10 protein-coding genes and 5 tRNA genes are annotated in these 9,791 nt (G+C 37.5%); 11 read left to right on the top strand and 4 right to left on the bottom strand.

The window, feature by feature from the left end:
* Positions 1–129: 129 nt before the first annotated feature.
* Positions 130–212: transfer RNA gene (locus FLY87_RS10035), tRNA-Leu, on the bottom strand.
* 136 nt (positions 213–348) lie between these two features.
* Here FLY87_RS10035 and FLY87_RS10345 point away from each other — a divergent pair.
* The 7 genes from FLY87_RS10345 to FLY87_RS10000 all read left to right on the top strand — a co-directional run bounded on the left by FLY87_RS10345 (position 349) and on the right by FLY87_RS10000 (position 7,216).
* A complete protein-coding gene (locus FLY87_RS10345) occupies positions 349–2,349 on the top strand; it encodes a CoB--CoM heterodisulfide reductase iron-sulfur subunit A family protein (RefSeq protein WP_012546462.1) in 2,001 nt (666 codons plus the stop codon).
* A gap of 19 nt (positions 2,350–2,368) precedes the next feature.
* Positions 2,369–2,905: a 4Fe-4S dicluster domain-containing protein gene (locus FLY87_RS10025; protein ID WP_141267108.1), complete on the top strand. Its 537-nt coding sequence runs from the start codon at positions 2,369–2,371 to the stop codon at positions 2,903–2,905.
* Between the two features lie 11 nt (positions 2,906–2,916).
* The gene (locus tag FLY87_RS10020; RefSeq protein WP_012546292.1) at positions 2,917–3,813 is read left to right on the top strand and encodes a CoB--CoM heterodisulfide reductase iron-sulfur subunit B family protein; all 897 of its coding nucleotides are present in this window, start codon (positions 2,917–2,919) and stop codon (positions 3,811–3,813) included.
* Positions 3,809–4,231, top strand: a complete 423-nt coding sequence (locus FLY87_RS10015; protein WP_028842401.1) for a hydrogenase iron-sulfur subunit — start codon at positions 3,809–3,811, stop codon at positions 4,229–4,231. Before FLY87_RS10020 ends, FLY87_RS10015 begins: the two co-directional genes overlap by 5 nt.
* Positions 4,228–5,184 (top strand): F420-non-reducing hydrogenase subunit G, encoded by a 957-nt coding sequence (locus FLY87_RS10010; protein ID WP_012545939.1) that lies wholly within the window; start codon positions 4,228–4,230, stop codon positions 5,182–5,184. The genes FLY87_RS10015 and FLY87_RS10010 overlap by 4 nt, the downstream gene beginning before the upstream one ends.
* 54 nt (positions 5,185–5,238) lie before the next feature.
* The gene (locus FLY87_RS10005; RefSeq protein ID WP_141267107.1) at positions 5,239–6,708 is read left to right on the top strand and encodes a Ni/Fe hydrogenase subunit alpha; all 1,470 of its coding nucleotides are present in this window, start codon (positions 5,239–5,241) and stop codon (positions 6,706–6,708) included.
* 67 nt (positions 6,709–6,775) lie between these two features.
* A complete protein-coding gene (locus FLY87_RS10000; protein ID WP_141267106.1) occupies positions 6,776–7,216 on the top strand; it encodes a hydrogenase maturation protease in 441 nt (146 codons plus the stop codon).
* Here the strand turns inward: FLY87_RS10000 and FLY87_RS09995 are convergent.
* From FLY87_RS09995 to FLY87_RS09985, 3 genes are read right to left on the bottom strand one after another with little or no spacing between them, the layout of a single operon-like run.
* Positions 7,202–8,137, bottom strand: a complete 936-nt coding sequence (locus FLY87_RS09995; protein WP_141267105.1) for an inorganic phosphate transporter — start codon at positions 8,135–8,137, stop codon at positions 7,202–7,204. The genes FLY87_RS10000 and FLY87_RS09995 overlap by 15 nt on opposite strands.
* A gap of 36 nt (positions 8,138–8,173) precedes the next feature.
* A complete protein-coding gene (locus FLY87_RS09990) occupies positions 8,174–8,806 on the bottom strand; it encodes a TIGR00153 family protein (RefSeq protein WP_141267104.1) in 633 nt (210 codons plus the stop codon).
* Entirely contained in the window at positions 8,807–9,208 is a 402-nt protein-coding gene (locus tag FLY87_RS09985) for a cyclic nucleotide-binding/CBS domain-containing protein (RefSeq protein ID WP_141267103.1), read from the bottom strand. It lies immediately after the preceding gene.
* Positions 9,209–9,308: 100 nt separating this feature from the next.
* Between FLY87_RS09985 and FLY87_RS09980 the strand changes: the two genes are divergently transcribed.
* The 4 genes from FLY87_RS09980 (at position 9,309) to FLY87_RS09965 (ending at position 9,658) form a co-directional block, all read left to right on the top strand.
* A tRNA-Thr gene (locus FLY87_RS09980) sits at positions 9,309–9,381 on the top strand.
* 37 nt (positions 9,382–9,418) lie between these two features.
* Positions 9,419–9,501, top strand: a tRNA-Tyr gene (locus tag FLY87_RS09975).
* A gap of 5 nt (positions 9,502–9,506) precedes the next feature.
* Positions 9,507–9,578: transfer RNA gene (locus FLY87_RS09970), tRNA-Gly, on the top strand.
* A gap of 7 nt (positions 9,579–9,585) precedes the next feature.
* Positions 9,586–9,658, top strand: a tRNA-Thr gene (locus FLY87_RS09965).
* Positions 9,659–9,791: the final 133 nt, after the last annotated feature.

Genomic DNA, 9,791 nt, shown 5'->3' with positions numbered 1-9,791 from the left:
GGGGGGGTAAATAAATTTTTAGCCTGTTATAATAGTGAATTGTAAATCCAGCTATCCAACCTATATATAAGAATTGAATTATCTTCATAAATAATTTTACCTGAAGTTTTATGAAAATTCAAAGTAATATGCCGGTGGTGGGATTTGAACCCACACGGGATTGCTCCCAGCGGATTTTGAGTCCGCCGCGTCTGCCGTTCCACCACACCGGCAATAAAGAAACGATAGCATAAAAAATTAAAAAAAATCAACAGGTTGCAAATGCTCAAAAATACCTCTTGACAAATTTTGTAAAAAATGGTAAAAAGGGTAAACCACAATAAAAATCCATTCAAAGGAGGGCTTAAAATGGCAAAAGTAGGGGTTTATCTGTGCCACTGTGGAGAGAACATCAAAGGCGCCATTGACATTGAAGCACTGAAAAAGTATGTTGAAACACTTCCAGATGTTGCATTAGTTAGAAATTATGTTTTTATGTGTTCTGATCCAGGGCAGGATTTAATTAAACAAGATATTAAAAGTGGAGCAGTAGACCGTGTAGTGGTTGCAGCATGTACACCAAGAACGCACGGTCCTATCTTTAAAAAAGCAGTTGAAGACGCAGGACTTAATGGCTATCTTTTGGAAATGGCTAATATCAGAGACCAAGATAGTTGGCCACACTGGCATAATAAAGAAGGTGCTCTTGAAAAAGCAAAAAGACTTATAAGAAGCGCGGTTGCTAAAGTAAGACTTAATGAGCCTCTTGAAGATCGCTATGGAGATATGGAAAAATCCGTTTTGGTTATTGGTGGTGGAATAGCAGGAATGTTCGCAGCCCTTGACCTTGCGAATATGGGGCTGAAGGTCTATCTTGTAGAAAGACAGCCGTCAATTGGCGGTAATATGTCAAAAATTGATAAAACCTTCCCTACGATGGATTGTTCGGCTTGAATACTCACACCTAAGACGGGCGAGGTCGCCCAGCATCCAAATATAGAGCTTATTACCTATGCAGAAGTAGATGATGTTAAAGGATATGTTGGTAATTTTGATATTCGCATAAAGAAAAAAGCAAAATATATTGATTGGGATAAATGCATAGGTTGCGGTGTTTGCACAGAAATTTGTCCATCAAGAGTCCCGAATGAATATAATATGGGATTAAATCAGAGAAGAGCAGCTTATATTGAATATCCTCAGGCTGTTCCCAAAAAAGCAGTTATAGATGAGCCAAATTGCTTATACTTCAAATCAATGAAAAAAACAGGTAAACCCGCTTGTGAAATATGTAAAAAAGGTATTCCACCAAAGGGAATACAGGGATGCCCAGCTGATGCAATAAAATTTGATGACAAGGATGAATATATAAATCTTAAAGTTGGAGCAGTTATCATTGCTACAGGCTTCAAGCCAATGTCTAAGGTTCACTTTAAAGAATACTCACCTCACTGTCCAGATGTTATAACCTCTATGGAATTTGAAAGAATACTCTCTGCAACAGGACCAACAGGTGGTGAATTAAAGAGACCATCAGATGGCACAAAACCCAAGACAATTGCAATGATCTCCTGTGTAGGAAGTAGAGATGAAAGATATCATAGATACTGTTCAAAAGTATGCTGTATGTACATGCTTAAACACGCAAGAATTCTTAAAGAAAAGTATCCTGATATAAAACTTTATCTTTTCTTTATTGATGTTAGAACAGCAGGTAAAGATTTTGAAGAGTTCTATGTTTATACAAGAGAACTTGGAGCAAAAATTATAAGAGGTGGAAGAGTATCAGCAGTTGATGTGAAACCTAATGGAAAACTCAGAGTAAGAGGCTTTGATGTTGATCTTTGTTCGCCTGTTGAAGTTGATGCTGATTTAGTTGTTCTTGCAACTGCTATTGAACCTCCTGATGGTGTTGATGAACTTGGAAGAATGTTCAGTGCAACTTGCGGTAGAGAAGGATTCCTAAGGGAAGTCCATACAAAACTCTATCCTGTTGAGACTTCAGCAAGGGGTGTATTTATTGCAGGATGTGTACAGGGACCGAAAGATATTCCTGAATCAATTGCTCAGTCCAGAGCAGCTGCGGCAGCGACAGCAGCTTTAATAATTCCTGGTAAAATTAAATTTGAAGCAATAGTTTCTGAGGTTGATAGAGATAAATGTAGTAGCTGCGGTGTTTGTGTACCACTTTGTCCATACAGCGCTATAAGAATTGAAGAATACAAAGGCAAAGAAAAGGCATATATTGAACCAGCACTCTGTGCAGGTTGTGGAGTCTGTGCCAGTGCATGTCCATCAAGAGCTATTAAATTCAACGGCTTTACAACTGAACAAATAATGGCACAGATTGATGCATTAACAGAGGCATAAAAAATAAAAGGAGGAAAAAATGGAAGAGGGTGGCGTAAATGTAATTGACCTTACCCAAGCAGATGAAAGTTTTGTAAAAGAGCTTGAAGGATTAGGAGCAGATGAACTTAGAGAGTGCATACAGTGCGGAAAATGTGCATCCACATGTCCAATGGCTTTAGCTGGTTTAGAATTTTTCATCAAAAGAATAATTCATGCAGCCAATCTTGGCTTAAGAGATATTCTTCTTGAAGACTCATCTGTATGGGGATGTCAGTCTTGCAATCGTTGTGTAGAAGTTTGCCCAATGGATATAAAACCCTATGAAGTCATTCAAGCAGTTAGAAGAGCAGCAATGAAGGTTGAATCATGTCCAGCAAATACATATGAAGGTTTAAGAAATCTTTATAGATTTGGACATGCAGTGTATCCAAAAGGATATGAGGAAAGAAGAAAGAAAGCGGGTTTGCCAGAGAAACCACCAACAGCTATTAGTAATGAAGAGTTAAGAAAAAAGTTCCAGGAAGTACTTAGAAATACAATCCTGGAAGAAATAGCACCATTTCCGCTTGACTAAGGAGGATAAGAATGAAAAAGATAGGATTTTTTCTTGGATGTAATATACCTTTTAATAGACCAGATGTAGAATACTCTGCAAGATTTCTTCTCAATGAGCTCGGATATGAAATAGTAGAGCTTGAAGGAGCTACCTGCTGTCCTGCTTTTGGAACAATGCCATCACTTGATTTAGTAGGCTGGGCAGCGGCATCAGCATGGAATCTGACCATTGCAGAGGAAAAAGGGGTTGACATAGTTACAGGTTGTGGTTCCTGTTACGGTTCCCTAAATGAAGCAAGATATCATATGGAAAAACATCCAGAAATAAAGGAACAGGTTAATAAAATTCTTGCCAAAGTAGGCAAAGAATATAAGGGTACAACAAAAGTATGGAATTTTATTAATTTACTTTATGAAGATGTAGGACCTGATAATCTTAAGTCTAAGATAAAATATAATCTCAATGGATTAAAATGTGCTGTACAGACAGGATGTCACAATCTTTGGCCAAGCAGAGCATATCCAACTAATGAAGATAACACCTTTTTCCCAACAAGACTAAGACAACTATGTGAAGCCATGGGCGGGGTTGCACCTCATTATAGCACCATAACAGATTGCTGTGGAATGGGTGCATTAAGGTCAACAGCATCTGAAAAATCTCTTGCTTTGTTTAAAAAGAAACTTGATGTAATAAAAGAAGAAATAGACCCAGATGTTACAGTAATTGGCTGTAGTTCCTGTCTTCTTCAGTTTGATGCAGGACAGGCACTTTTAGTTGAGCAGAAGAAATTAAATTATAAGATTCCTGCTCTTCATCTTGCTCAAATTACAGCAATTGCTTTGGGTGCAGATGTGGAAAAAGCCACAGCAATGGCATCAATTCCATTGAATGGAGTAATAACTAAGATAAAAGGAGGGAATTAATATGGCATGGGAGCCAAGACTCATTGTTATTGCCTGCCATTGGTGTACTTATGCAGGAGCAGACCTGGCAGGAAGCTTGCGTTATTCCTATCCGCCCACGGTGCATATAGTGAGAGTGCCCTGTAGCGGAAGAGTTGAACCTGAATTTATTGCAGAAGCCCTTAAAAGAGGAGCTGATGGAGTATTTGTTGGTGGATGCCACTTTGGTGATTGTCACTATAAAGAAGGTAATTACAAGGCAATAAGAAGATTTAAACTTCTAAAAAGAGTTCTTACTGACCTGGGAGTTGAGCCAGATAGAGTTCAGCTTGAATGGATTTCTGGAAGTGAAGGTAAAAAGTTTGCTGAGTCTATGACCGCTTTTGATGCCAGAATTAGAGAACTTGGACCAAATCCAATGAAAGGAGGGGCACAATGAGCAAACCTAAGCTTGCATATTATTTAGCCGGCGGCTGCGGAGGCTGTGATATAGCAGTAGTAGATATATCAGAAATGCTGGTAGATGTTGCCCTTGCCGTAGATATCGTATTTTGGGCACCGACAGTGGCGGATGTTAAATATAAAGACTTAGAAGCCATGCCAGATGGCTCAATTGATGTAGGACTTTTTACAGGAAATGTTAGAAACTCAGAGCATGAGCACATTGCAAAGGTTTTGAGAAATAAATGTAAGGTTTTAATAGCTTTTGGAATCTGTGCTGCATGTGGTGGTATAAAAGGACTTGTTAACTTGCATACAACAGATGAACTTCTTGACAAGGCTTATGTGAATACATTCAGCACTGACAATCCTAACAAGGAATTACCTCAAACAACCTGTGTTGTAGACGGGAAGTATGAGTTAACTCTTCCAACTTTGATGTATGCAAGACCTCTTGATGAAGTAGTCAAGGTTGACTACTATATTGGCGGCTGTCCACCTCATTATGAACACGTAAAAGCAGCATTCACAGCATTACTTTCTGGACAGCTTCCTCCTCCTGGTTCATGGATTACAATGGGTAAAGCTGTATGCGAAGTCTGTGATAGAAACCCTGTATTGAAAGGTAAACCAAAGAAACTGGCAACTGAAGTGAAAAGAACAATTGATGGCGCACCAAGTGAAGATGGTTGCCTTCTTGAGGAGGGATATCTCTGTTTAGGTCCTGTAACACAGGGAGACTGTGGAGCTAAATGCCCAGCAGCAAACATACCTTGTAGAGGTTGTGGTGGACCAATTCCTGGAGTTAAAGATTATAGCTTACGTGCAATCAGTGCTATTGCAAGTATGCTTGATAATGAAGAACTTGTTGACCAGATTCCTGACCCGGTTCATCTCTTTTACAGATACACGCTGCCAAGTTCTTTTCCTTATAAAAGATTAAAGGGCTAAAAAATGAGTTTGATAGATATAATAAAAAAAATAACCCAGAAGGGGGGAAAGGGAATGAAGAAAATTGAGATTAATCCGATGACAAGGCTTGAGGGCCATGGAAAAATAACAATCTTCCTTGATGAACAGGGAAATGTTGATAATGCATTTATGCAGGTTGTTGAATTCATGGGTTATGAAAAGTTTCTGATAGGAATGCCTATTGAAGAGGTTCCCCGAACTGTAAGCACCATATGCGGAGTTTGAAGGGGTGTGCATTATACAGCCTCAGTGAAGGCTGCCGATGCAGTTTACGGTGTAGAACCCACACCAACAGCTAAGAAAATTAGAGAACTTTTCTATAATGCTCATTATGTAGAAGACCATACAGGTATTCTTTATGCACTTGGTTTTCCAGATTTTGTATGTGGTCCCACTGCATCACCTGCTGAGAGAAATCTCGTAGGTCTTGTTCTTAAAGTCGGAGCAGATGTTGGAAAGCTTGTCCTAAAGAAAAGATATTCAGCAGTTAAAATTTTTGAACTAACCTCTGGGAGGCCAAGTCATCCAGTTGCTGCATTGCCAGGTGGATGGTCAAAGAGAATTACAGAGGAAGAAAGAAAAGAAATTCTTGCCTGTGCTGATGACTGCATAGAGCTTGCAAAATTAACCTTAGATGTTTTTGATAAAGTTGTATTACAGAACAAAGAATACATGGCTCTTGTAACTGGAGATGTATACAAAGTAGTAACAAATTATATAGGAACAGTTGATGAGAATGATAAGGTTACATATTACGATGGAACACAGAAAATTGTTGATACAAAAGGAAATGAATTAGGCAGATTCAAGGGAATCCAGTATTTAGATTATATTGCTGAAAGAACATTACCATGGAGCTATCAGAAAGCACCCTATTTAAAGAAGCTTGGTTGGAATGGTCTTGTTGATGGTGATGGCACAAGCATTTATAGCGTAGGACCACTTGCAAGATTTAATGTGGGAAGCGGATTTGACACACCTCTGGCACAGGAAGCCTATGAAAAAATGCTTGCAGCTTTTGGCGGAAAACCAGTTCACCACACATTGGCATATCACTGGACAAGAGCAATAGAGTTAATGCATGCTGCAGAAACAGTTAAAAAGATTGCTTCCGATGAAAGCATTACAGATCCTAATGTTCGTCAGGAACTTGGCACACCAGTTGGTGAGGGTGTAGGAATTGTTGAAGCTGCAAGAGGAACATTAATTCATCATTATAAAACTGATGATAAGGGTATTGTTACAGATGCTAATCTCATTGTTGCAACAACTCACAACAAAGGACCAATGAATATAGCAGTAAAGAGAGCAGCACAGAGTTTTATTAAGAATGGAAAGGTAGATGAGGGAATTCTTAATCTTGTTGAAATAGCATATCGCCCATATGACCTATGCCTTGCATGTTCAACTCATACATTACCTGGAAGAATTCCTGTGAGGATTGACATAATAGACCATCATGGCGAACTTGTAAAAAGCCTTAGAAACTACGAATTGTCCTAAAAGCATTTCCGTAAGGCGGGGTGATTATTGCCCCGCCTTCTAAATTTAATTATTTCAGTGGGGAAGAATGAAAAGCATAATTATTGGTATTGGAAATCCTAATTTTAAAGATGATGGAGTTGGTTTAAAAATAGTTGAACATTTTGAAGGAGTAGTTGATACTGTCACGCTTTTAAATATTGGTTTTAATCTTATAGATTCATTATTAGGATATGATAAAGCAGTAATTGTAGATGGAGTAAAAACAGGAAAAGAGCCTGGAAGCATTATTGAATTTAATGCTGAGTTTTGGGGAGATGTTTATGCCAGCGGAACTCATAATTTTTCCATATTTGAAATAATAAGAATCGGATACTCTGTGTTTCCTGAGGAAATGCCTAAGGAGATTAAAATCATTGGCATAGAAGTAGAAGATGTGGAAACATTAAGCAGACAGTGTAGCCCTTCTGTAGAAACTGCAATTCCAAAGGCTGTGTCAAAAATAAAGGAATATTTAGGAATAAATTAATTTAAGAGCAAGATATCCAAATAAAAAAGCCAAAGAAGGAGTAACTGCAAAATTAATTGCAATTTTTTTCAAAAGTCCAAATTTAACCGTACTAATGCCCTTTGTTAGTCCAACTCCGCTTATTCCCCCAATAATGCAGTAAGTTGTTGATATAGGCATACCAAGAAAAGTAAAAAATAAAACACATCCACCTGCTCCAAATTGAGCAGCAAAGCCAGAGTAAGGGTCTAATGTAGTGATTCCTTTTCCCACAGTTTCAATAACTCTATGACTTAGAAGAATAGCGCCAGAGAAAACCATAACTGAAGCAATTGAAAATAAAAGAATTTTATTAATTTCTATACCTGAATGCATCAAAGGACCGAGCACGGTGGCAAGTTCATTGGCACCAGTGTTATAAGAGATTAACATGCCACTAAAAATTAGGAATGCTCTTAAAAGTTTTTCAATCTGAAAGAATGGAAACTTTGAGATGGTTTTTTCAAGAGTTTTATATAAAAGAAAAGAAAAACCCATTGCTACAAAAGGTGATATTATCCAAGAAACTACTATTTTTATGATAGATACAATATTCACTGCGCTATCAGATGCAACAGCAGCACCTATGAGACTTCCTATAATAACCTGATTAGTAGATAGAGGAAGTCTTCTCCAGTTAGAAATTATTATTAATATGGCAGATATGGCGAGCACTACTATAACAATTGACATATTTACATCAACTATATTTTTACCAACTGTCTTCATGACTTTTTGCCCCTGCAGAAGAATGCCAAGAAACACAAGAATTCCAAATAAAAATATTGCTCTTTTTAGTTTTATTATTCCTGCTCCTATACAGATACCAAGAGCATTTGATGCATCATTTGAGCCTATTCCAAAAGCGATAAGAAGACTTGCTACAACAGCAACTTCAACCATTGTTCTCCTTAATTTATTAATTTTAGTGCAGAGCTATTATTTAAGGCTTACTTCAATAATATAAAGATAATCGCTTGCATCCTCTATTAAATCACTCAGGTTTGTTAGATAATACACAAAATCAGTTATAATCTTACCATCCCAGAAGTTTTTTATATCTATTTTCCTTAATTTTTCTGTAATATCAAACTTAAGATCATCTACCTGCTTTTCATATATTCTTATGGCAAGATTTTTTTCTTTAAGGTCTCCTTTAGTTAGCAGACTATCAAAAGCTATTGAAAGAAGTTCACATATTTCGGAGTTAATCTTTGCTATTTTGGCACATTCATTTTCAATAAGTTTATAGATTTCATTATTGAGATATCTGAATTCAAATGAAGTATCTTCAAGAATATCAAAGGCTTCATCTACCATTTCTACAAATCTGCAAATGTTTGGTCTTATGAATGGTAAAAAAGCTCCTTCATGTATTGTAGATATTATTTGTCTTCTGATAGAATCTGCTTCTCTTTCAAGGTCTGCCACACAGAATGTTGATTCTTTGTTACCAGTTGTTATAGCATTTTTAAAGCATTCAGTTGCTGAACATAAAATTTTTAAATGAATCTTTATATTTTCTATTACTTTTTTTTCTAATTTTCCACCAGAAATAATTTTATTCAGCATTTAGCCTCTCCTTGCCCTTTCTATCAAAGAAGCACTCATTACATCCAGAAGAGAGACAACTCCTATAATTTGTTTTCCTTCATGAACAAAGACTCTTGCAATATTAAATTTTTCCATAAGCTTAATAAGATGCTCCAGTTCTGTTTCCTTGTCTATGCTGATAACAGGTTTAGAAGCTATTTCTTCTACTTTAATTTTGTGGGGGTCTAAATGTTGAGCAACTACTTTAAACACAATATCTCTAACTGTTATTACGCCATATACATCTTTTTCATCTTTAGGAATTACAATTAAAGACCTCATTCTCTTGTCAACAAGTTTTTCAATAGCGTCATAAACAGTTGCCTCTGGTTTTATTGTTTCAAGTTTGGTATTCATTATTTCTTTTACTTTAGTATTCATTTTTTTACCTCCAAATATGTATTTTTTGTTAAAATATTATACAGTTTTCTTAGAAAGTTGACAATCCTTTTATAAAATTCTTATATTATAAGTTATAGATGCCACCGTAGCTCAGCGGGTAGAGCAGCTGATTTGTAATCAGCGGGTCGGGGGTTCGAGTCCCTTCGGTGGCTTGCATTGCTTGCAAATAAAAAGATATAATATTGAAGCGGAGGGGTACCCGAGTGGCCAAAGGGGACAGGCTGTAAACCTGTTGGCGTCAGCCTTCGAAGGTTCGAATCCTTCCCCCTCCATATATGCGGGAATAGCTCAGCGGTAGAGCGTCAGCCTTCCAAGCTGAGGGTCGCGGGTTCAAATCCCGTTTCCCGCTTTTTTATGCCCATGTAGCTCAGTCGGCAGAGCACGTCCTTGGTAAGGACGAGGCCACCGGTTCGATCCCGGTCATGGGCTTTAGATGAAATAATAAATAAAAGTTTAAGGAGAATTTTAAGGAGGAAGATAATGGGAAAGGCAAAATTTGAGAGGAAGAAGCCGCATGTAAATGTAGGGACGATAGGGCATATTGATCATGGCAAGACCACGC

This window comes from Thermodesulfovibrio sp. Kuro-1 (genome assembly GCF_006538445.1).
GTDB lineage: Bacteria > Nitrospirota > Thermodesulfovibrionia > Thermodesulfovibrionales > Thermodesulfovibrionaceae > Thermodesulfovibrio > Thermodesulfovibrio yellowstonii.
Note: the sequence above shows the minus strand (reverse complement) of the source record. Positions and strands in the feature narration are given on the sequence as shown.

What these genes read in the sequence shown, in the direction of transcription:
- FLY87_RS10010 (WP_012545939.1), top strand. Translation starts at nt 4,228, where the DNA reads ATGAGCAAACCTAAGCTTGCATATTATTTAGCCGGCGGCTGCGGAGGC.
- FLY87_RS09995 (WP_141267105.1), bottom strand. Translation starts at nt 8,137, where the DNA reads ATGGTTGAAGTTGCTGTTGTAGCAAGTCTTCTTATCGCTTTTGGAATA.
- FLY87_RS10000 (WP_141267106.1), top strand. Translation starts at nt 6,776, where the DNA reads ATGAAAAGCATAATTATTGGTATTGGAAATCCTAATTTTAAAGATGAT.
- FLY87_RS10025 (WP_141267108.1), top strand. Translation starts at nt 2,369, where the DNA reads ATGGAAGAGGGTGGCGTAAATGTAATTGACCTTACCCAAGCAGATGAA.
- FLY87_RS09990 (WP_141267104.1), bottom strand. Translation starts at nt 8,806, where the DNA reads ATGCTGAATAAAATTATTTCTGGTGGAAAATTAGAAAAAAAAGTAATA.
- FLY87_RS09985 (WP_141267103.1), bottom strand. Translation starts at nt 9,208, where the DNA reads ATGAATACTAAAGTAAAAGAAATAATGAATACCAAACTTGAAACAATA.
- FLY87_RS10020 (WP_012546292.1), top strand. Translation starts at nt 2,917, where the DNA reads ATGAAAAAGATAGGATTTTTTCTTGGATGTAATATACCTTTTAATAGA.